Raw genomic sequence first — 22,115 nt, 5'->3', positions numbered from 1 at the left:
ACTAGTTTTCTACTTCTGAGGAACATAAGCATTGCTACCAGGTTTTGCTTTTATTTCATTCCAAGCAGCGATAGCATCAGTTTTTGATTTCCCTTTGTTATTTGGATCTTCGAAAAAGTCGCGAGTAAAGCGATTGTATTCAAACTGTGCGCTGATAGTTGTTTTATAAATAGGATCTTTTTTTCGTTCGTTTTCTTCATACCAAAACGTTATCGCGTCTTCATATGTTTTTCCGACATTCTCTTTAAAAAATTTTTGGAGAGCTACTGTAAAGCGGAAGTTTGCTCCGATTTTTTCTTTGAAAAAAGCACGAACATCTTCGCTACAGCGGTGATTGTTAGTAATAATCGTTTGAAGAGAAAGTTCTTTATAAGAGAGAGAAGCTTTACTCACCTTTTGACCAGAGCTGTTTTTTAATATTTTACCAGTAGTTAAATAATGTGAGATACGCTCAGTTATTTCAATCTTAGAGCCACTAGCTGGCAAACCATGCTCACGGCAAAATGTTTGGAGTTCTGTTTTTAACCAATAATAGTTTTGGAAATCTTCAAGTGATATAGGTTTTGTTAAGGGTGGACGCATAGATGTAACAACTTCTTTCTTCCATAATTTTCTTTAATTATAAAACGTATGTTCTTTTTGTGGAAGGATTAATTTGTAAATATAATGGGAAGAGGGGATTACATATGGAAAATGTAATGCAAGTTCGTGTTACGGGAATTTTAATTGAAGATGAAAAAGTATTGCTAGTAAAGCAAAAAGTTGCTAGTCGCAATTGGTCTTTACCTGGGGGAAGGGTAGAGAATGGTGAAACGTTAGAAGAAGCGATGAGTCGAGAAATGAGAGAAGAAACAGGGTTAGAAGTTAAAATTAAGAAGCTACTCTATGTTTGTGATAAACCGGATGCTAGCCCATCTTTATTGCATATTACGTTTCTGCTTGAAAAGATTGAAGGTGAAATTACGCTACCTTCTAACGAGTTTGATCATAATCCGATTCATGATGTGCAAATGGTACCGATTAAAGATTTAAGTCAATATGGTTTTTCGGAAACTTTTATCACTCTTATAAGTAAAGGTTTTGCAAGTGCATGGAGTTATCAAGGCTTGAAACAAAATATAGGCCTGTAAATATAGTTGAAGGATAGCAGTTAGCTATCCTTCATAAACATGTTTTACACTGCTGACTGTATAGAAGAAATAAGTTGATTTAAAAACTCGTCCCCAGTCATAAGCGCTTTCCCGCCGCCGCGCGCACTCTTTTTATTTCCGCCACCTTTTCCTTCAATTGCAGGAAGAGAATCTTTTAAAAGTGCGTTCATATCAAGTGTGACTGTTTTTCCGCAAGCGAGGATGCATTGTAGTTTGTCATCATTTTCGATAACGAAATATGTAATGGCATGCTCTTGTTGTTCTGTAATACTAGCAGAAAGCTTTGCGATTTCTTGCATAGAACGATTTGTAAATACTTTAGAAATAAGTATGCCAGCGTGTATTTTTAAAGGCTGTTGAAGTAGTTCATTTGCCTCTGCAAATAATAATTTTTCATTCATTGTTTGTATTGCTTTTTCATTTTCTTTTTGAGAAGTAAGAAGTTGTGCTACTTTTGCTGGGATATCACTCTCGCTACTGTTTAATTGTTTAGAAACATCTTTCATAATTTGTTGTTGTTTGCCCATTAAATTTAGTGTGCGCCAACCAGCGATAAATGTTAATCGTATGCCACCTTTATTGCGCTCCCACCCTAGTACTTGAATAGGACCTACTTCACCTGTACGTTTCGGATGCGTTCCGCCACAGCCGTTGTAGTCGAAGTTCTCAATTATAACAACACGTATATTTTCTGTTATAGTCGGTTCTTTACGAAGGGGGAATGTTTTCGCTTTTTCTAAGTTCATCCACTCGATATGGATTTGATGGTTTTCGAAAACAATTTTGTTGGCAATGTTTATTGCTTTTTCAACCGTTTCTGTATGAAGATTTTCTATTTCTAAATCAATTGTTACCGTTTCTTTACCAAGGTGGAATCCAATCGTAGGTATGTTAAAATGGTCCCAAAAAGCAGCAGATAAAATGTGCTGAGCCGCATGTTGCTGCATATGATCAAAACGGCGCTCCCAATTGATTTTACCTTCTACTTCTTCTGTATGTAATTTTTCTACAATGAAGTGACGAATTTTCCCATGTATCTCTTCTACATTGATTACATCGATATCATTTAATGTGCCAGTATCATGCGGTTGTCCGCCACCTGTCGGATAAAATGCGGTCTCGTTTAAAACGACGTATAAGTTACCGTCTTTATCATAATCTTGCTTTATAATTTTTGTAGTAAAGTCTTGCTTATAAGCGTCAGTGTAATATAATTTTTGCTCCAATTTTCTTTCCCCTTTCGCGTTCACTAGTTTCATTGTAAAGCAATTGAAATTAGTTTCCTAATATTTCAGAAGAAAGAAACTATTTTTAGAATTTTCTTGCTATAATAAGAAAAAGAAAATGCGGGGGTGGAATGAATATGTTATATGAAAACGGCGTAGATAAACTTCTTAGTTTAAGCAAAAATATTTCTGAATTGTATCGAGAATTAAATGAAATGACCCGGATTTTAACGGATTGTAATCGAGAAAGTGTGAAGTTTGATCGGTTATATGTAAAAGAGTTACTGTGGAAGAAAGAAGATGTAATAGAGAAATATGACCAGCTACTTGTGCAACTTTGTATAAATGAATGCTTTGATTTAAAAAGTGTCATTACAGGGGAATATAAGTATACATATGAAGAAGTAGAAAATATCGTTTTACAATTTAATGAGAAGTATAATGTCACAATTTTAATTAAAGATGTTTGTAAAGAATTACAGTTTACATATGGCATAGATATGGATATAACGAGAACAGCTCGAGTATCAACAGCTCAAGTATAAAAAGGGAAGAGAAAGCAGATCCTTTGCTTTCTTTTTTTATGTAAGAACGGGGAGAGTAGGTTTAGTGATGAAGGGGAAGTTACAAAATATTCATCCGTTAGGAATGACAATTATAATAGGGACTTTATTTGCGAGGTTCGCCACGTCAATGAGCATTCCTTTTTTAGCAATTTATTTAACGACTGTTAAAGGTGTATCAGCTGGAATGACGGGTGCTATTATCGGAACGAGTGCACTTGTTGGAGTGTTTGCTAGTTTTATTGGAGGGAATTTATCGGATCGATTCGGTCGAAACATGATTATAATATGGTCCATGATTGTTTGGGTGTTTGTATTTATAGGCTTTTCGTTTGCAAATCATGTTTTAAGTTTCTTTTTATTAAATGCTCTGAATGGATTATGTCGGTCTTTTTTTGAACCGACTTCAAGAGCATTATTATCAGATTTAACGAAACCAGAGTATCGTTTACTCGTATATAATTTGCGTTACGGTGCAATCAATGTTGGAGTGGCGATTGGTCCTCTTGTCGGATTACAGATTGGAAGCGCAAAATCAACAATTCCTTTTTTAGTAGCAGCTGGAGTATATATTCTATATACAGCTATATTAGCGTTCCAATTTAAGAAGTATCCAATTGAAAAAAAGAAAGTAAATACAAAAAAGCCTGTCACAATGTTGAATGCAGTTCGTATATTGCGAAAGGATGTCGTATTTTTAGTTGCATTAGTTGGTATTATTTTGAGTAATTGTGGTTTTTCTCACTTAACGACAACAGTATCTCAATATTTTGCAAATGCGCATATATTTCAGGATGGAGTGACATTGTTTTCGTATATGTTAGCTTTAAATGCGATTGTTGTAGTCGTAATTCAATACCCTGTTATTCAAATATGTAAAAAGTATACACCGTTAGTATCTATTATGGTGGGAACCTTATTTGTGAGCGGAGGATTGTTTGGGTTTGGAATAGTAGAATCTACGCTAGGTGCTGCCGTCTGCACAATTATTTTTACAATTGGAGAAGTTCTCATGTTTTCAATGACGGATGTGTTTATAGATGATATAGCTGTTTCGCATTTAAAAGGAACATATTTTGGAGCGATGGGATTCTCAGGAATTGGAGCAGTAATTGGTCCATGGCTTGGGGGCGTACTTCTCGATTATTACGGATATCAAAATGGGTTTGTAGTATTTTCAGCATTAGCTATATTTTCAACTGTAGCATTTCCTGTACTTTTAGTTACAAAAGGTTTATTGAAAAAAAAGCATGATAGAAATTGTAATTTAGAATTACATGCGAAATAAAATAAGCCCCAGCAGATGACTGGGGCTTATTTTTGTATTTATCCCGCTATTAACGGGCAGTAAAACTCCCATTGGTTAAAGTTTTACTTTATTTTAATTCTCAATTTGAAAAAGAACTTTTTCTTCATGTTTATTAGCAACTTCGTTTTTGGAAATATGAATGGCTAAATATCCATTCTCTAAGCAGGCTAGCATCTTCTTATAAATAATAGTAGCGGGTAAAGGAATGATCCGCTGTAAAGAACTATTATTATGAAGTATGCAAATGTTTAGGCCTGTCTCCATCTTTTTAATGACTACATTTTGTTCGGATACATTTAGTACATCTGTTTCCAAAATGTATTCTTGTTCAGTTTCGCAAAGGTCAATATGAATTTGATTTGGGAAACTAAAGTTACTACAAGAATCAGAACAAAATTGATCCATCCATTCTTCGAAACCATCAACATGAAAAAGACAATCCTTCTTTTTCTTGCCCATGTAAGACACCCTCCGTAAAATCTCAATTCATACTATGTTATGCATGAATGAAGTAGGGGTGAAGAATAAATGTAAAAATATAAACATTGTATGTGATAAAGGTAGCTAGTGTGAGCCTTTTGTTTTACATATCATGATGTGCATGATTTTTTTGGCGTGAATGGTTACGGTTTTTTACTTTATGAGATCCGCTTAATGGTTCAGGTTGTCCTTTTTTTTCTTTCGCTTCACGATTGTTTTTTCCCATTGTATGTGACACCTCCTCTTTCTCTTTAGAATGAGAGAAGTTTGCAAATTTATACGAGAATGTTTTTAGAAAAAAAGGTAAAGATAAATGGGACTAACTATTATGGAAAGGGGATTATATAATGCCATATCATAAAGATAAACAACAAGCTTTTCAAGCAGCGCAGCAAGGGGTTACACAAGCAGAACATGCATTTAACAACATTGTAAAAAATGATCCAAACTACGGTCAGGATTTAAAAGAGTTACGCCAAGAAGTTCAGGAGGCGTATGAACAGATTCAAAATGCGTTAGAAGTAGCTTCGGAAACACAACGCCCACAACTTGAGCAATACGAAAATAATCTCCAAAACATTATTCGAAATGTAGATCAATTAGAAAAGTAAATGAGGTTGTTGTGTATTCGACAACCTTATTACTTCAATGAACATTATGCGAAAACAGAAAATTTTTCTATTCGTTTTTTCTTTATTATGCGCAGTACATATATTTCAAGTTGAAAAAGTGGAAGCGAAAATGTTGCTCAGAAAAGAGCTGGAACCAACTGGCTATGTGACATGGGAAGTACCTAATAATGAAAAGGTTATTGCCATTACATTTGATGATGGACCAGATCCGACTTATACAACACAAGTTTTACATTTATTACGTCAATATAAAGCAGAAGCGACTTTTTTTATGATTGGATTTCGAGTGCAGCGTAATCCATATTTAGTGAAACAAGTGTTAAAAGAGGGACATGAAATTGGAAATCATACGATGAACCATTTGTATGCGAGTAATTCATCAGATGAAAAATTAGAAAATGATATTTTAGATGGAAAGAAATATTTTAAAAAATGGGTGAAAGAACCTTTACTATTCCGTCCTCCTGGCGGATATATTAACGATGCTGTATTTAAAACCGCGAAAGAAGCGGGTTATCAAACGGTTCTATGGTCGTGGCATCAAGACCCGCGTGATTGGGCAAATCCAGGGGTTGAATCCATTGTAAATCATGTAGTGAAACATGCTAAAAGTGGAGATATCGTATTGTTACATGATGGAGGAAATGATCGTAGTCAAACAGTAGCAGCATTAGCAAAAATTTTACCTGAGCTGAAAAAGCAAGGCTATCGATTTGTAACGGTTTCGGAATTACTACGTTATAAACATTAGAAAGAATCCCAAAAGGAAAATGGACCTTTTGGGATTTTTCGTTACTGGTTCTTTTTACGTTTTTTATTATTTTGTCGCTCTGCTGGAGTTAACGGCTCGTTTGCAAATTCTTCATTGTAACCAGTTGCTTGTCCTTGTGCAGATGCAGCATTCATTCCTGAAATAGTATGATTTGCTTTTCTTTTACCCATTTTATTTCACCTCTATAACTTTTTTGTATGTTGAATGATGAGCAGTTCATAGTATGTATGAACTGTAAGTAAAGCACTAATAGAGCACTTTACTTTATGGTAATAGTATTCATAAGGAGCGTGAACACTATTCAAATTTAGAAACATAAAGAAAACTTATGATAATCTATAAGTTTCTTATTATTTACTTATTTAGAAAGTTGTAATAAGATATTATCGTAAGGTATTGAAAAGTTTGTCTACATTTTATATTCAGACAACTTAGTCACGTTTAACAGGGGGGAAACATAATGGTCAAACATAATCCATTTCAATCACGTGCAACTTTTGAAGTAGATGAAAAAACGTATCATTATTATGATTTGAAAGCGCTTGAAAACGCAGGGGTTGGCAACGTATCTCAATTACCATATTCCGTGAAAGTTTTACTTGAATCCGTACTTCGTCAAGTAGACGGACGTGTAATTACAGAAGAACATGTTACAAATTTAGCGAAATGGGGAACGAAAGATGTGCAAGATATCGATGTTCCATTTAAACCATCTCGTGTAATTTTACAAGATTTCACTGGTGTTCCAGCCGTTGTAGATTTGGCTTCGCTTCGTAAAGCAATGGCAGATATGGGCGGGGATCCTGATAAAATTAATCCAGAAATTACTGTAGACCTTGTAATTGACCACTCTGTACAGGTTGATAGAGCGGGTACGGCAGACGCGCTTGCATTCAACATGGACTTAGAGTTTAAACGTAATGAAGAACGTTATAAATTTTTAAGCTGGGCACAAAAATCATTTGATAACTATCGCGCAGTGCCACCAGCTACAGGTATTGTACACCAAGTAAACCTTGAATATTTAGCACCAGTTGTTCATGCTGTGAAAAATGCTGAAGGTGATTTAGTTGCATACCCAGATTCATTAGTTGGAACAGACTCACATACAACAATGATTAACGGTATCGGCGTTCTTGGATGGGGCGTTGGTGGTATTGAAGCAGAAGCAGGAATGCTTGGACAGCCTTCATACTTCCCAGTACCTGAAGTAATTGGTGTGAAATTAACTGGTACACTTCCAAGTGGTACTACAGCAACTGATGTTGCATTAAAAGTAACACAAGTATTACGTCAAAAAGGTGTAGTTGGTAAATTCGTTGAGTTCTTCGGTAATGGACTAAAGAGCATGCCTTTAGCTGACCGTGCAACAATTTCAAACATGGCACCAGAATACGGTGCAACTTGTGGATTCTTCCCAATTGACGATATTTCATTAGAATACTTACGTTTAACAGGTAGAGATGAAGAGCAAATTCGCATTGTTGAAGAATACTGTAAAGCAAATGGTTTATTCTATACAGCAGACAGCAAAGATCCAATTTACACTGATCTTGTTGAAATTGATTTAAATACAATCGAATCTAACCTTTCTGGACCGAAACGCCCACAAGATTTAATTCCACTTTCAGATATGAAAGATGCGTTCCATAAAGCTGTTTTAGCACCAGTTGGAACACAAGGACTTGGATTTAATGAGCAAGAGTTCGATAAAGAAGTGAAGGTTACATTAGAAGATAAAGAAGTAACGATGAAGACAGGTGCAATTGCAATCGCTGCAATTACAAGCTGTACAAATACATCAAACCCATACGTATTAATTGGGGCAGGTCTAGTTGCGAAGAAAGCAATTGAAAAAGGGCTTGTAGTACCTGAGTACGTAAAAACATCATTAGCACCAGGATCTAAAGTTGTTACTGAGTACTTAGATAAATCAGGTTTAACAACATATTTAGATCAATTAGGTTTCCAAACAGTTGGTTACGGTTGTACGACTTGTATCGGTAACTCTGGTCCGTTAGCAGAGGAATTAGAAGAAGCAATCGCAGCAAACGATTTATTAGTAACATCTGTTTTATCTGGTAACCGTAACTTTGAAGGTCGTATTCATCCACTTGTAAAAGCAAACTACTTAGCATCACCACCACTTGTTGTGGCATATGCACTTGCAGGTACTGTTGATATTGACCTGAAAAATGATGCAATCGGTAAAGATGCAAATGGCAATGCTGTTTACTTCAACGACATTTGGCCATCAGCTAAAGAAATTGAAGATGTAGTTCAAAGCGTTGTTACATCTGAACTGTTCAAGAAAGAATATGCACAAGTATTTAACAGCAATGAGCGTTGGAATGAAATCCAAACTTCAAACGAAGCTTTATATACTTGGGATAATGATTCAACTTATATTCAAAACCCACCGTTCTTTGAAGGATTATCTAAAGAACCAGGTGAAGTTGAAACATTATCAGATTTACGCATAGTTGGTAAATTTGGAGATTCTGTAACGACAGACCATATTTCACCAGCAGGTTCAATTGGTAAGCATACACCAGCTGGACGCTACTTATTAGAAAACGGCGTACAACCAGTTGACTTTAACTCTTACGGTTCTCGTCGTGGTAACCACGAAGTTATGATGCGTGGTACATTCGCGAACATCCGTATTAAAAACCAAATCGCACCAGGAACAGAAGGCGGATACACAACATATTGGCCAACTGGTGAAGTAACATCAATCTATGAAGCTGCTATGAAATATAAAGAAGATGGCACAGGTCTTCTAGTTGTTGCTGGTAAAGATTACGGTATGGGAAGTTCTCGTGACTGGGCTGCGAAAGGTACAAACTTATTAGGTATTAAAGCAGTAATCGCAGAAAGCTTCGAGCGTATTCACCGTAGTAACCTAGTATTAATGGGTGTATTACCACTTCAATTTAAAGATGGCGAAAGCGCTGAAACATTAGGCCTTGTTGGTAACGAGTCATTTGAAATTCAAATTGACAAAACAGTTAGACCACGCGATCTTGTAAAAGTAGTTGCAACTGATGCAGATGGCAATGAAAAACAATTTGAAGTAGTAGCTCGTTTCGATAGTGAAGTAGAAATTGACTACTACCGTCACGGTGGTATTCTACAAATGGTTCTTCGTGAGAAAATTGAAGAGTCAAAAGTGTCGAACTAAATAATTGAAATGAACGATAAGGAAGCTAACAACTGTTAGCTTCCTTATTTTATGGAAAGGGATGAAACCAATTGGTTTCATCCCTTTCTTTTTACTATAAAAATGGAGGGAACATCATGAAAGAATATAAAAGAATATTGTTACCGTTACAGAAAGAAAAATTATTAGTAATAGCTGCTATATGTAGTGGGATTTTTGCAGCTATTTTAAATTTATCCCGTCCACTATTCATGGGGCTAATTGTAGATAACCTTATTCAACGAGAGTTAAAGGGAGTGTATCTTTACATTACTTTGTTTGCAGCTAGCCGCTTGTTGATGTGGGTGAACAATCTTTCATTTGATTATATAAGCTCCAAAGCAAGTCAACGAATATTGCGAAGGAAGCGTATAGATGTAATGCGTCATTTTCTCGTATTACCGTTTGAAGAGAGTGAGCAGATTAAGGGAGGAGAGTTAGAGACGTTAGTTGTGTCTGATATTCCAAACTGGGTCAGATTATATGGTTCTATATTAATAGAATATATACACGCCATTGCGCAATTTATAGGTGCGTTTATAGCACTAAAACATATAGATATAAAGTTCATATTGTGGGTAACTCCGTTTTTATTTTTAAGTGCAACGGTTCCAATGTTGATGGGGAAAAAGGTAAGAAATATTGCAAGCATTGCTCAAAAAAATCAATCAAGTGTTGTAGTGATGGTGTCACAGTTTGTAAAAGGAGCACAAGATTTACGGAGTTTACAAAAAGAAAAATGGGCCATTCGATTATTTAAAGGAGTAACGGCACAGTCTTATAAATCGGAAGTAAAGAAGACGATGATGCAACACTGCATTGGAGTAGTTGGAACAGTGATTGAAACAGGAGCATATATCGTTGTTCTCATTATGGGCGCGCAGAAAATAATGAAGGGAGAAATGGAAGTTGGTTCACTTGTTGCAGTGTTAGCCACAATTGAAATGCTCTTTTTTCCAGTCCGTTACGTTGGCGATTTATTAATGATGACACAAGTTGCAGTCGCTTCGGCAAATAGAATTTTTTCCTTTTTAGATAAACGAGTGGCAGATAGTAAGGTAGAAAGAGGGATGGGGATGACAGTAACAAATGTTTCATTTCAGGAGAATGATGAAGAGAAATGCAGAATTCATAATATTGATTTGCAAATTAATCCAGGTGAATTCGTTATTATTGTAGGAGAAAGTGGCGCAGGAAAAACAACGCTTTTAAAATTAATGACAGGGTTGTATAAACCATCTAATGGTAACATTGTTTATTATGGTGATGAGGCTCGTATGACTACAGTGTGGCAAGAACCTCGTTTCTTTCGGACGACAGTAAAAGAGAATATGTATTTCGAGGAAAAGTGTTTAGAAAACCAGTTAGAAAAAAATATTGAGCTTGTAAATGTGAAGCCGATAATTAGAGGTTTATCGGAAGGGGTTCAAACTGTACTACATAAAAGCGGTGAAGAGTTTTCGGGAGGGGAAAGAAAACGTCTTGCATTATTACGTGCCATTGTTTCAAATCCGAATCTTATTATTTTAGATGAACCAACTGCGGGATTAGATCCGAGCAACCAAGAAACTATTTGGAATATGATAGAAGGATTAGGAAGAGAGGTCACGAGAATTGTGGCAACACATGATGTAGAGAAAGCGATACTAGCAGATCGTGTTGTCATAATGAAAGAAGGACGTATTGTTGCATGTGGAAGTCCTAAAAAATTAATAAATAGTCATTCGTTTTGCAAGTGATGTGAATAAAGATAAGAGTACTGCTCTTATCTTTATTCAGCATCATTTATTTGATACTCGATAGATTCTGAATGATTCAGATCAACGTTAAAGGTAGTGGTCGTAAGGAAAGTGGCAATTCCAAGAATTAAGAAAAGGACGAATGAGACTAGAGAGACGTAGAGACAAATACGCCCTACTTTCTTTTTTTCAAGGTCTTTACTAAAGAGTGAAATGATCCATGTAATAATACCGACTGGGTATAAAAGAAAACTTAGAATATATAATGTTGTTTTTTCGAATGAATTCATAAAAAATCCCCCTTTTGTTGTAGGTTTATAACTACGAGAGTAAAAAGGTGAATGTATCCATAAGAAGATAAGCAACACTTCATTTGTTTTTCTAATTATATGATAAAAAGGAAAAAATTTCACTTAAAATAAGAACATTCTAATTATTTCGACTGTGAATATTTCCAAGCTCGTCCGTATAAGCTAAAATAAGGTATATAGTATTTGGGTAATTAGGTTAATAAGAAGATAAATACGTTAGGGTGATATAAAATGTGGCGGAAGCTTACGATTATTGTAGTGTTACTTTGTTTAGCGGGATATGCAGCTTATGAACAATTTGGTAAAAAAGATCAGGCGGTACAAGGGGAGCAAGAAAAAAGTGAAGCTGCTATGAAAGAGATGATTGCAAGTAATGGTATCGAAATAGGGAAGAGTGCGCCAAACTTTGAATTAACGAAGTTAGATGGAACGAATGTAAAGTTATCGGATTTAAAAGGAAAGAAAGTGATTTTAAACTTTTGGGCAACGTGGTGTGGACCTTGCCAGCAAGAAATGCCGGATATGGAGGCTTTCTATAAAGAACATAAAGAAAATGTAGAAATTTTAGCAATAAATTATACGCCTTCAGAAAAGGGCGGGGGAGTAGAAAAGGTAAGCAATTTTGCTAAGGAAAAAGGAATTACTTTTCCGATTTTATTGGACAAGAACATTGATGTGACAACAGCGTATAAAGTAATTACGATCCCAACTTCGTATTTTATAGATACGAAAGGTGTCATTCAAGATAAGTTCATTGGACCGATGACGCAAAAAGAGATGGAGAAACGGATTGCTAAATTAAAATAACGGTGAAAAGGTAGAGGTGGAAAGTTACCATTTCTGCCTTTTCTTTTTCACGTAGTGATAGCAGCATGTTATGATAAAAGAAATATAAACGTTTAGAGGTAAAGGAGTGTTTGGAGTGGGGAATATATCCTTACCGTTAGATTATGTTGTAATTGATTTTGAAACAACAGGATTTAACCCTTATAATGATAAAATTATTCAAGTCGCAGCAGTGAAATATCGAAATCATGAACTAGTAGATCAATTTGTTTCCTATGTGAATCCAGAGCGTTCAATTCCGGACCGAATAACGAGTTTAACAGGCATTACAAATTATCGTGTTTCAGATGCCCCGACGATTGAAGAAGTGTTACCTTTATTTTTAGCATTTTTACATACAAATGTAATTGTCGCTCATAATGCATCGTTTGATATGCGTTTTTTAAAAAGTAATGTAAATATGCTTGGGCTGCCTGAACCTAAAAATAAAGTGATTGATACTGTGTTTTTAGCAAAGAAATATATGAAGCACGCGCCTAATCATAAACTTGAAACGTTAAAGCGAATGCTTGGTATTCGTTTAAGTTCTCATAATGCATTTGATGATTGTATTACGTGTGCAGCTGTTTATCAAAAATGTGCATCTATTGAAGAAGGAGAAAAAAGAAAATCGAATACGGAAGTACTTGATGAAACAGCAGTATATGAGGCAGTAAAAAAGATACTTGTACGCAATAAACGTGATATCGAATGGGTTCGTTGCATGAATGTAGGAAGTTATTTAGATATAAAAGCTTTTTATCCAGTTATGAGAATAAAAGTAAAAGGGCGAAAGAAATACGTATTAACAGAGATATTAGAAGATGATGTGAAAGAAATATGTACGAGTTTAAATTGTGAACCGGCGTTAAAAAGTGAAGTTGGTAATACGAGAATTATGCTTAATAGCTTAGAGGATGTCCTGAAATTAGAAAGTTATATTTTAGGACAGTATGATTTCGTACTGCAAGCGCTAAGTGAGTATAAACAAAGTGAAATGAATGCAGATGAAAAGCTAAAAGAATATTTAAATATAATGGTATAAAAAACTCCGTGTACAAGAAGTTGTACACGGAGTTTTTTTAGGAGTACTAAAACATAAAATTTTCTTGCAAATCTGATTAAAGAGTTTTTCATTTGCTCATACTATGTATAGTAAGAATGCGAAGGAGAGAGGGTGAACAGCATGAGAAGAAGTCGCCGTAAATCATTTGACGAACTTGTGAAAGAAAATAAACAACAATTATTAAGTGATCGTGATGCAATCGATCGCATTGAAGAGCGTATTGAAAAACGTTATGAAATGCAACTTTTTAAGCAAGCTGAATAATTCTTAACACTAGTACGATACTAGTGTTAAGGAGGCGATAGTAATGGGTAATCCGAAAAAGAATTCAAAAGACTTTGCACCGAATCATATTGGAACACAATCAAAAAAAGCTGGTGGCAATAAAGGAAAGCAAATGCAAGACCAAACGGGCAAACAACCGATTGTTGATAACGGTTAAAAAGGGAGAATGTTGTCATTCTTCTTTTTGTGATGGGTTTTTAATAATCAAAAAGGGCTGACTTATGTCAGCCCTTTTTCGTAATCGTAAAATTTTCAACGAGTAAACGCCAATTTTGCGGGAATGGTAAGCCAATCTTCCAGTAACTAATACCGCCTATACCTTGTTCTTTCATTAAATTGAATTTGCTTTGAACAGACCGTGAATCTTCAAACCAAACTTCGTGTTGAACACCATTTTCATCAAAATAATTAAAATGAGGAGCTTGAGCTGTGAAATCATAGCGGATGGGGACATTGTATTTACGAGCTAGTGCAACAGCTGCGACAGAGCTAATTGCTTTTGCAGGCGGATTGCCTTGTTTGAACGGAAGTTTCCAATCGAATCCGTATAAGTTTTGCCCCATCATAATTTTTTGGGGAGGCATTTGAGATTTTGCGTATTGAAGTACTTCTTTTACAGGACCGATAGGAGAAATAGCCATCGGTGGCCCGCCTTGCCATCCCCAGTCATATGTCATAATGACGACGAAATCAACAATTTGCCCTTGTGCTTTATAATCGTGAGCTTCGAAAAATTTTCCCTTTTGATTTGAACTTGTTTTCGGTACGAGCGTTGTACTCAATGTGTATCCGTTAGGTAAGCGTGTTTTTACATTTCGTAAAAAACGATTATACGCTTCGCGATCTTCAGGTGCTACACTCTCAAAATCAAAATGAATGTCTCGCATACCGTACTTCCCAGCTGTTTGTAAAATGTTAGTAATAAATTTGTTTTGAATCGATGCATCACGTAAAATAACTGATGTCAGATCGGCACTGAAATTTCCATTTTCAATATTTGTAATAACGAGCATAGGGATGGTTTTACCTTGCGTTGCAATATTAGCGATTTTAGCTGTTTCAGTTGGTTCTTTTAACGTACCATCTCTTTTTGCCTCGAAACTAAAGTAAGCCAAATATGTTAAAAATGGATTAATGGCACGCGTAGCGTTAACCAAACTTTCTTTTATTGGTATTGTTGAAGGTTGTAAATAAGCGATGGATTCTACTGCACGTTTTGTCCCTTTCGGTATATATAATTGCTGTCCAACATGGAGAATGGATTTTAAAGATAAGTTATTAACTTTAGCTAAACTAGCGAGAGGTACGTTATATGTTTGAGAGATTCGATATAGGCTATCGCCAGGCTGTACATAGTAATTATTCCCTTTCGTATTAACAATCAGTGCCTGACCTACAACGAGTGTTTCAGCTGGGTTTAGTCCATTGTCCTTTACTATTTCGTCAGGTGTTGATCCATACTTTGATGCCAAGCTATATACGCTATCACCGCTACGAACAGTTACAATTTGAATCATATGCTTGCTCCTTTCAGTAAAAGATTCACTGTTTTTATTTTATTTTTGATGTCACTGTATTATGATTAAATGTATGCAAGGTAGCAGAAGTGAAAGAAGGCGAATACATATGTTTGTAGCAGAACATGAAGTTGAAATCCGTTATGCGGAAACAGATCAAATGGGTGTTGTTTACCATTCAAACTATTTGGTGTGGCTTGAACTAGGTCGCACGAAACTTATACAAGATTTAGGATTTTCATATGTTGAAATGGAGAAAGAGGGAATTATTTCTCCTGTGTTAGATTTGCAAATTTCATATCGTAAAGCGATGCGTTACGGAGAAAAAGCAATTGTGAAAACGTGGATTGATACTGTTAGTCCGCTTCGCGTTGTATATGGTTATGAAATATATAACGGTGAAGGTGAACTTTGTATTACTGCAAGTACGACGAATATTTGCGCGAAAAAAGAAGGGTTCAGGCCCGTATCATTTAAAAAGTTATATCCAGAGTGGTATGCGAAATATGAGGAAATTAAGAAAAAATAAAAAAGCGTGGCAGAAGCCACGCTTTTTTATTTTTCATAATTAAATTGCGGGAAATCATCACCGTCGTTAAATGTAACAGCTAAATTATGTCCATCGAAGAACCACTCATCATCGCCTTCAATAAAGAAGTTAATACCTTCTTCTTGAGTTTGAACAGCAGGATGTGCAGGATCATCTTTACGAATACCTAAAGAAAGTCCTTTTTGTACAGTACTGCAACCGCCGTATTGTACGAAAAGGCGTAGTGTTTCACCCGATTGTAAGTTTAATTCGTTTTTATACCATTGTGCTGCTTCTTTTGTTACGGAAAGATTCATGTATAGTTCCTCCAAATTATGTTGCTTTTTCTTTAGTATAAAAAATAACGCAAAAAGACGCTATTAATATGCTTCACGTTTTCTTTTTGCGTTATGTGGGTTACGATCTTATTTTTGCTTTTTTGAAAAGTTTGCTTTCGGTTCAGTTTTATTTATAATTCGTCCGATATTTGCACGGTGTTTATAAATAACCATACCTGCTAATAAACACATCGCAATAATGAAGATTTTATCCCCGCTAACAATGGATGCAATAACAGCAACGACGGCTGTTACCATAGAAGAAAGTGATACGTATCTTGTTGTAAATAAAAGGCTGAAAAAGACAACAGCTAATATTGCAAAAACAACTGGAGAGTAGCATAATAGCACGCCAGCAGAAGTTGCAACAGCTTTACCACCACGGAATTTCGCGAAAATCGGATACACATGTCCAAGAACAGCTGCTAATCCGAACCATAGTGGGTGAACATCTAATCCGAAAATAATCGGTAGACTTGTTGCTAATGTACCTTTTAAAATGTCAGCAATTGTAACGATAAAACCTGCTTTTTTCCCTAGTGTGCGGAATGTATTTGTTCCGCCTAGATTACCGCTTCCATGCTCACGAATATCGATCCCGTAGCCGATTTTTCCAACGACTAGTGCGAATGGAATCGAGCCAAGTAAGTAGGCAACGATAAATAAAAGATATGTAGTAACCATAAGTTCAGTCTCCTTTATTCAAATGTGTTGATAAAGGGTAAAAAGAGTTTTTCCCGTATATTGTACCATACATTTGTAAAGAGCACATTTCTTTTTTGTAAATGAAAAATTCATTATTTCGTGAAAAAAATTTCACAGGAATGTTACATTTCTCACAGAAACACCAAGACTATATGTAGTAACATTTTAATCAAAAGACAACAACATATTGGTGGAGGGTTATAAATGTTACAACGAAATGTACGTGGAGAAGAATTAATGAGAGTGTTTGAGACGATTGTCCACGGTAGTGAGCAAGATTTAATGCAAGAAAATGCAAATGTAGATGGTCGCTCTCCAATGGGAGTAATGGGAACGTTCGCATCAGAGAGTGCGAAATATTATGCAGTTGAAAATTTATTGTCAGATCAAGTGAAAAAAGCGATAGATCAAAATATATTATATCCACATGACTTAGATTTTTATGCGACAGGAACGACGACTTGTTCGCAAATTCCGTTAGCGCAAATGCTTGCGAACGGTTTTCATACCGGACATGGGCATATGAGACAACCGCAAGACATTAAAAGTGCATTGGCTCTTTCGTCTATTATTTTTCAGGCGAATCAAAATATGCAGCACGGTGGTCAATCATTTGCACTCTTTGATATTGATTTAGCTCCATATGTGAGAAAAACAGTAGCGAGACATAAGAAACGATTAGAGTCATATCCGCTTACGAAAGAACAAATAGAAGAATTTGCATGGAAAGAAACAGAAAATGATACGTATCAGGCGTGTGAAGCTTTCGTTCATAATTCAAATAGTATGCACAGTAGGGGCGGGGGACAAGTACCGTTTATTTCTATTAATTATGGAACAGACACATCAAAAGAGGGACGGTTATTAGTTAGACAACTTTTAAAAGCGACACAAGCTGGTCTTGGTAAAGGAGAAACACCAATTTTTCCGATTCAAATTTTTAAAATGAAAAAAGGTGTGAACTTTGAAGAATGTGATCCGAACTATGATTTATTTGAATTAGCGTTAGAGACAACGGCTGAACGATTATTCCCTAACTTTTCATTTTTAGATGCGCCATTTAATGCAGTGCATTATGACGGACGACCGGAAAGTGAAGTATGTTATATGGGATGTCGTACCCGTGTTATGTCTAACATACATGGAGAAGAAACAGCGATTGGAAGAGGCAATTTATCATTTACGTCTATTAACTTAGTGAAATTAGCGTTAATTAGTGGTTCAAAAGAAGCATTTTTTGAAGCGTTAAATTATTACTTAGATTTAGGAATTAAGCAATTATTAGAGAGATTTGAGTATCAATGTACGAAGCGAGCAAGAGATTTTCGATTTTTATATTCACAAGGTGTATGGCGCGGTGGAGAGAAGTTACAGCCTGAAGATTCTGTAGCATCCATTTTAAAGCAAGGGACGTTAAGTCTTGGTTTTATCGGTCTTGCGGAGTGCTTAGTAGCTTTAACAGGAAAGCATCATGGAGAAGATGAAGAATCATGGAAACTCGGGTATGAAATCATTTCCTTTATGAGAGCTAGAATGGATAGAGCGACGGAAGAACAGGAACTGAATTTCTCAGTAATTGCAACTCCTGCAGAAGGGTTATCAGGGAAGTTTGTGAAAAAAGATAGAGAAGAATTTGGTGTGATTAGCGGTATAACGAACCATAATTATTATACGAATTCATTCCATATTCCAGTTTACTATAGCATTCAAGCGATAAATAAAATTCGTTTAGAAGGACCTTTCCATGCTCTATGTAACGGGGGACATATTACGTATATTGAGCTAGACGGAGCAGCTATGCATAACAAACAGGCATTAAAACAAATTGTACGAGCGATGGCAGATCATGGCGTTGGATACGGTTCAATTAATCATCCTGTTGATCGTTGTAAATGCTGCAGTTATCACGGAGTTATTGGTAATGAATGCCCCAGCTGCGGAAATGGAGACGAGGCTAATATAGAAAAAATTCGCCGTATAACAGGTTATCTTGTAGGAGATATGTCGAAGTGGAATAGTGCGAAACGTAGTGAAGAGATGGATCGGGTGAAGCATAAATGAAAGTGATGAACATCATTCATGATAGTGTAGTAGATGGGGAAGGATTGCGGACAGTCGTGTTTTTTGCGGGCTGTCCGCATCGTTGTTTCGGTTGCCATAATCCGAAATCGTGGAATATTTGTAATGGAACTGAAATGACAGTAGAAGAAATTGTGAAAGAGATTGCAAGTAATACATTAACTGATGTAACATTTTCAGGTGGAGATCCATTTTTTCAAGCAGCTGAAGTGAAAAAAGTAGCAAAAGCTGTGAAAGACTTGAAAAAAAATCTTTGGATGTATACAGGTTATACGTTAGAAGAGATACAGAGTTCTCAAAATAATGATATGATAGAGTTGTTACATTATGGGGATGTTTTAGTCGATGGAAGATTTGAAATCGAGAAAAAAGATTTAACACTTCCATTTCGCGGAAGCTCCAATCAACGTATTATTCGATTGAAAGAGTAAAAAGGCGGGATAGATGATATGAATAAAACAGTATTACTTGTTGAAGATGAAAGAAGATTACGTGAAATCGTTAGTGATTATTTTCGTAATGAAGGCTTTGAAGTAATCGAAGCAGAAGACGGAAAAATAGCGTTAGAATTATTTGCAGAGCATGAAATTGATTTAATTATGTTAGATATAATGTTACCAGAAATAGATGGATGGTCTGTTTGTAGACGAATTAGAAAAGAATCAGCAGTACCAATCATTATGTTGACAGCACGTTCGGATGAGGATGATACATTACTAGGGTTCGAATTAGGTGCAGATGAGTATGTAACGAAACCTTTCAGCCCGAAAGTGTTAGTAGCTCGTGCGAAGACGTTATTGAAACGTGCGGATGGTGTGGTAGGAGTAGCGGAAGAAAATGCTATGTCTTTAGCTGGAATAGAAGTGAATCGTCTATCTAGAACCGTTTTAGTCGATGGAGAAGAAATTATATTGACACATAAGGAATTTGAACTTCTTGTTTATTTAATGGAGAACAAAGGAATTGTGTTGTCACGTCAACATTTATTAGATCAGTTATGGGGATATGATTACTACGGTGATGACCGAACGGTTGATACTCATATTAAAAAACTACGAAATAAGCTAGGAGATAAAGCGAAGCATATCGGTACTGTTATTCGAGTTGGTTATAAATTTGAAGAATAACCTTTAATTTACTATGCGCTTTGGCTTTGGGGTATAGCAAATTTATACTCTCTTTTGTAGGTGGAATGTACAAAAAATACTTTTCTTGTCTACAATGATAGATAGGCGTATTTTTTTAATTGGATTTCACGATGAGTTCACAAGAAGGACACAAACTGTGACTATACTGAAAGTACGAATTCACCAGAGAGGGGAAATAAAACATGGGATATTACGACGGACCGAATTTGAATGAAGAGCATAGTGAAACGAGAGAAATGAAAAAAACAGGTAGTAAAAAAGGATATTTTTTCACAGGTTTAGTTGGAGCAGTAGTCGGGGCTGTCACAATTAGTTTTGCGGCACCATATATGCCATGGGCTCAAAATAATGGAGCGGTTGTATCATCATTCAGTTCGGATTCAAAAGTTGAAGGTACTGTAGTTCCTGTGGTCAATAAAGCAAAAAATGAAACTGATTTACCTGGTATGATTGAAGGCGCGAAAGATGTTGTTGTAGGTGTGATTAATATGCAACAAAGTGTTGATCCATTTGCAATGCAACCGACAGGCCAAGAACAACAAGCTGGCTCAGGATCAGGTGTTATTTATAAAAAAGCAGGAAATAAAGCGTATATTGTAACGAACAATCATGTAGTAGATGGAGCGAATAAACTTGCTGTAAAACTAAGTGATGGTAAAAAGGTAGATGCAAAACTTGTAGGGAAAGACCCTTGGTTAGATTTAGCGGTTGTAGAAATTGAAGGATCTAATGTAAATAAAGTTGCCACTTTAGGTGATTCAAGTAAACTTCGTGCGGGTGAAAAAGCGATTGCAATTGGTAACCCACTAGGGTTTGATGGAAGTGTAACGGAAGGTATTATTAGTAGCAAAGAACGTGAAATTCCAGTAGATATTGATGGCGATAAGCGTGCAGATTGGAATGCTCAAGTTATTCAAACAGATGCAGCAATTAACCCAGGTAATAGTGGTGGTGCGTTGTTTAACCAAAATGGTGAAATAATTGGGATTAATTCAAGTAAAATTGCACAACAAGAAGTTGAAGGAATTGGATTTGCTATTCCAATTAATATTGCAAAGCCAGTCATTGAATCACTTGAAAAAGACGGAGTGGTGAAACGTCCAGCTCTTGGAGTAGGTGTCGTTTCATTAGAAGATGTGCAAGCTTATGCAGTAAATCAATTGAAAGTACCGAAAGAAGTAACAAACGGCGTTGTATTAGGTAAAATTTACCCAATATCACCTGCAGAAAAAGCTGGTTTAGAGCAATATGATATTGTAGTATCATTAGATGATCAAAAAGTAGAAAATTCACTTCAATTCCGTAAATATTTATATGAAAAGAAAAAAGTAGGCGAGAAAGTAGAAGTTACATTCTATCGTAACGGTCAAAAAATGACGAAAACAGCTACTTTAGCAGATAATTCAGCTACAAAGAATCAATAATTGAAATAAAAGAAAGTCTCTTTCATATTGAAAGAGACTTTCTTTATCGGCTATACTAAAGGAATAGGAGGGATAAATTATGACAATTGAAAACCCAACTCGTACGGAAATTGGTGAAGTATTAAAGAAAAGCAAAACGATTGCAGTTGTTGGATTATCGGATAAGCCAGAACGTACATCGTATATGGTTTCAAAAGCAATGCAAGATGCTGGGTATCGCATTATTCCAGTAAACCCAACAGTAAATGAGGTGCTTGGAGAAAAAGCAGTTTCTTCACTAAAGGATATTAAGGAACATGTGGACATTGTAAATGTATTCCGCCGTTCAGAATTTTTAATGGATGTTGCGAAAGAGTTTGTAGAGATTGATGCAGATGTTTTTTGGGCACAATTAGGAGTACAAGATGAAGATACATATAAACTTTTGCAAGAAACAGGCTATACTGTAATAATGGATCGTTGCATTAAAGTAGAACATGCGATGACAAAATAGTATAGGTTTTAAAGAGAGAAAGATTGATTCAGCCCTCGTTATAAATAAGTAGGGCCGATGAACGAGGTGTTCATCATGAGATTTTTTAAAGGCTGTTTTTGGGGATTGTTACTTGTTATCCCATTTTGGATATTGATCATTTGGATCATGATAAAGGTTTGGAATGTATAATCTTGGCATACATATCCATTTCTCGTTGACAAACGATTATTTTTCTGAAATAGTAGCCTAGAGGAATCCTTGTGAAAAAACAAGGATTTTTCTATTGAAAATGGTATATAAAAGAGATAAGATAACTTGCCAAAACTATAGTCGAGGCGT

Annotated in this window: 26 protein-coding genes; 17 read left to right on the top strand and 9 right to left on the bottom strand. The window is 35.8% G+C overall.

Annotation, left to right across the window (positions count from 1 at the left end; genetic code table 11):
• Positions 1-9 precede the first annotated feature (9 nt).
• Positions 10-582, bottom strand: a complete 573-nt coding sequence (locus tag ILS93_RS05560; protein ID WP_222660133.1) for a DUF6434 domain-containing protein — start codon at positions 580-582, stop codon at positions 10-12.
• A gap of 104 nt (positions 583-686) precedes the next feature.
• Between ILS93_RS05560 and ILS93_RS05555 the strand changes: the two genes are divergently transcribed.
• Complete coding sequence (locus ILS93_RS05555; protein ID WP_103655069.1) at positions 687-1,130, top strand: NUDIX hydrolase; 444 nt, start codon at positions 687-689, stop codon at positions 1,128-1,130.
• Between the two features lie 44 nt (positions 1,131-1,174).
• Here ILS93_RS05555 and ILS93_RS05550 read toward each other — a convergent pair whose 3' ends face one another.
• On the bottom strand, positions 1,175-2,377 hold the full coding sequence (locus ILS93_RS05550; protein WP_222660131.1) for an alanyl-tRNA editing protein: 1,203 nt from the start codon (positions 2,375-2,377) through the stop codon (positions 1,175-1,177).
• Positions 2,378-2,514: 137 nt separating this feature from the next.
• Here ILS93_RS05550 and ILS93_RS05545 point away from each other — a divergent pair, with 137 nt between their 5' ends.
• Positions 2,515-2,922 (top strand): hypothetical protein, encoded by a 408-nt coding sequence (locus ILS93_RS05545; RefSeq protein ID WP_064476985.1) that lies wholly within the window; start codon positions 2,515-2,517, stop codon positions 2,920-2,922.
• Between the two features lie 67 nt (positions 2,923-2,989).
• Positions 2,990-4,228 carry an MDR family MFS transporter gene (locus ILS93_RS05540; protein WP_064477046.1) on the top strand — a complete coding sequence of 413 codons (1,239 nt, stop codon included), beginning with the start codon at positions 2,990-2,992 and terminating at the stop codon, positions 4,226-4,228.
• A gap of 93 nt (positions 4,229-4,321) precedes the next feature.
• On the opposite strand, the gene ILS93_RS05535 is transcribed toward ILS93_RS05540, so the two are convergent.
• Positions 4,322-4,708, bottom strand: coding sequence for an Hsp20/alpha crystallin family protein (locus tag ILS93_RS05535; protein ID WP_064476984.1), 387 nt, complete (start codon positions 4,706-4,708; stop codon positions 4,322-4,324).
• A gap of 124 nt (positions 4,709-4,832) precedes the next feature.
• On the bottom strand, positions 4,833-4,955 hold the full coding sequence (locus tag ILS93_RS05530; protein ID WP_000517650.1) for a small acid-soluble spore protein P: 123 nt from the start codon (positions 4,953-4,955) through the stop codon (positions 4,833-4,835).
• A 121-nt stretch (positions 4,956-5,076) separates the two neighbouring features.
• Here ILS93_RS05530 and ILS93_RS05525 point away from each other — a divergent pair, with 121 nt between their 5' ends.
• Both ILS93_RS05525 and pdaB read left to right on the top strand, forming a co-directional pair.
• A complete protein-coding gene (locus ILS93_RS05525; protein ID WP_222660130.1) occupies positions 5,077-5,340 on the top strand; it encodes a hypothetical protein in 264 nt (87 codons plus the stop codon).
• Between the two features lie 46 nt (positions 5,341-5,386).
• A complete protein-coding gene (pdaB, locus tag ILS93_RS05520) occupies positions 5,387-6,112 on the top strand; it encodes a polysaccharide deacetylase family sporulation protein PdaB (RefSeq protein WP_098102376.1) in 726 nt (241 codons plus the stop codon).
• Positions 6,113-6,153: 41 nt separating this feature from the next.
• Here pdaB and sspO read toward each other — a convergent pair whose 3' ends face one another.
• A complete protein-coding gene (sspO, locus tag ILS93_RS05515) occupies positions 6,154-6,303 on the bottom strand; it encodes a small acid-soluble spore protein O (RefSeq protein WP_000518050.1) in 150 nt (49 codons plus the stop codon).
• Positions 6,304-6,593: 290 nt separating this feature from the next.
• Between sspO and acnA the strand changes: the two genes are divergently transcribed.
• Positions 6,594-9,317, top strand: a complete 2,724-nt coding sequence (acnA, locus tag ILS93_RS05510) for an aconitate hydratase AcnA (protein ID WP_064476982.1) — start codon at positions 6,594-6,596, stop codon at positions 9,315-9,317.
• 71 nt (positions 9,318-9,388) lie between these two features.
• On the top strand, positions 9,389-11,074 hold the full coding sequence (locus ILS93_RS05505; RefSeq protein ID WP_222660128.1) for an ABC transporter ATP-binding protein: 1,686 nt from the start codon (positions 9,389-9,391) through the stop codon (positions 11,072-11,074).
• Between the two features lie 32 nt (positions 11,075-11,106).
• Here the strand turns inward: ILS93_RS05505 and ILS93_RS05500 are convergent, their stop codons facing one another.
• On the bottom strand, positions 11,107-11,364 hold the full coding sequence (locus ILS93_RS05500) for a hypothetical protein (RefSeq protein WP_064476981.1): 258 nt from the start codon (positions 11,362-11,364) through the stop codon (positions 11,107-11,109).
• A 252-nt stretch (positions 11,365-11,616) separates the two neighbouring features.
• On the opposite strand from ILS93_RS05500, the gene ILS93_RS05495 reads away from it, so the two are divergent.
• From ILS93_RS05495 to sspN, 4 genes are all read left to right on the top strand, one after another.
• Positions 11,617-12,192, top strand: a complete 576-nt coding sequence (locus ILS93_RS05495) for a TlpA family protein disulfide reductase (RefSeq protein WP_000269060.1) — start codon at positions 11,617-11,619, stop codon at positions 12,190-12,192.
• 115 nt (positions 12,193-12,307) lie between these two features.
• On the top strand, positions 12,308-13,255 hold the full coding sequence (locus ILS93_RS05490; RefSeq protein WP_222660126.1) for a 3'-5' exonuclease: 948 nt from the start codon (positions 12,308-12,310) through the stop codon (positions 13,253-13,255).
• 141 nt (positions 13,256-13,396) lie between these two features.
• The gene (locus ILS93_RS05485; protein ID WP_001254698.1) at positions 13,397-13,540 is read left to right on the top strand and encodes an FbpB family small basic protein; all 144 of its coding nucleotides are present in this window, start codon (positions 13,397-13,399) and stop codon (positions 13,538-13,540) included.
• Between the two features lie 43 nt (positions 13,541-13,583).
• Positions 13,584-13,718 (top strand): acid-soluble spore protein SspN, encoded by a 135-nt coding sequence (sspN, locus tag ILS93_RS05480; protein WP_000527987.1) that lies wholly within the window; start codon positions 13,584-13,586, stop codon positions 13,716-13,718.
• A gap of 67 nt (positions 13,719-13,785) precedes the next feature.
• Here the strand turns inward: sspN and ILS93_RS05475 are convergent, their stop codons facing one another.
• Entirely contained in the window at positions 13,786-15,078 is a 1,293-nt protein-coding gene (locus ILS93_RS05475) for a glycoside hydrolase family 18 protein (protein ID WP_098273673.1), read from the bottom strand.
• A 109-nt stretch (positions 15,079-15,187) separates the two neighbouring features.
• On the opposite strand from ILS93_RS05475, the gene ILS93_RS05470 reads away from it, so the two are divergent.
• On the top strand, positions 15,188-15,607 hold the full coding sequence (locus ILS93_RS05470) for an acyl-CoA thioesterase (RefSeq protein WP_000495804.1): 420 nt from the start codon (positions 15,188-15,190) through the stop codon (positions 15,605-15,607).
• Positions 15,608-15,633: 26 nt separating this feature from the next.
• Here the strand turns inward: ILS93_RS05470 and ILS93_RS05465 are convergent, their stop codons facing one another.
• On the bottom strand, positions 15,634-15,924 hold the full coding sequence (locus ILS93_RS05465; protein WP_001054448.1) for a HesB/YadR/YfhF family protein: 291 nt from the start codon (positions 15,922-15,924) through the stop codon (positions 15,634-15,636).
• A 108-nt stretch (positions 15,925-16,032) separates the two neighbouring features.
• On the bottom strand, positions 16,033-16,629 hold the full coding sequence (gene plsY / locus ILS93_RS05460) for a glycerol-3-phosphate 1-O-acyltransferase PlsY (protein WP_000258967.1): 597 nt from the start codon (positions 16,627-16,629) through the stop codon (positions 16,033-16,035).
• Positions 16,630-16,854: 225 nt separating this feature from the next.
• Between plsY and ILS93_RS05455 the strand changes: the two genes are divergently transcribed.
• The 5 genes from ILS93_RS05455 to ILS93_RS05435 all read left to right on the top strand — a co-directional run bounded on the left by ILS93_RS05455 (position 16,855) and on the right by ILS93_RS05435 (position 21,794).
• Entirely contained in the window at positions 16,855-18,711 is a 1,857-nt protein-coding gene (locus ILS93_RS05455; RefSeq protein WP_222660124.1) for an anaerobic ribonucleoside triphosphate reductase, read from the top strand.
• Positions 18,708-19,160, top strand: coding sequence for an anaerobic ribonucleoside-triphosphate reductase activating protein (gene nrdG / locus ILS93_RS05450; protein WP_000867065.1), 453 nt, complete (start codon positions 18,708-18,710; stop codon positions 19,158-19,160). The genes ILS93_RS05455 and nrdG overlap by 4 nt, the downstream gene beginning before the upstream one ends.
• An 18-nt stretch (positions 19,161-19,178) precedes the next feature.
• Positions 19,179-19,856 carry a response regulator transcription factor gene (locus ILS93_RS05445; protein ID WP_001044675.1) on the top strand — a complete coding sequence of 226 codons (678 nt, stop codon included), beginning with the start codon at positions 19,179-19,181 and terminating at the stop codon, positions 19,854-19,856.
• 203 nt (positions 19,857-20,059) lie between these two features.
• On the top strand, positions 20,060-21,301 hold the full coding sequence (locus ILS93_RS05440; protein WP_064476977.1) for a S1C family serine protease: 1,242 nt from the start codon (positions 20,060-20,062) through the stop codon (positions 21,299-21,301).
• 79 nt (positions 21,302-21,380) lie between these two features.
• Complete coding sequence (locus ILS93_RS05435; protein WP_000151395.1) at positions 21,381-21,794, top strand: CoA-binding protein; 414 nt, start codon at positions 21,381-21,383, stop codon at positions 21,792-21,794.
• Positions 21,795-22,115: the final 321 nt, after the last annotated feature.

Source organism: Bacillus sp. 16GRE42, from assembly GCF_019837435.1.
GTDB lineage: Bacteria > Bacillota > Bacilli > Bacillales > Bacillaceae_G > Bacillus_A > Bacillus_A wiedmannii.
Note: the sequence above shows the minus strand (reverse complement) of the source record. Positions and strands in the feature narration are given on the sequence as shown.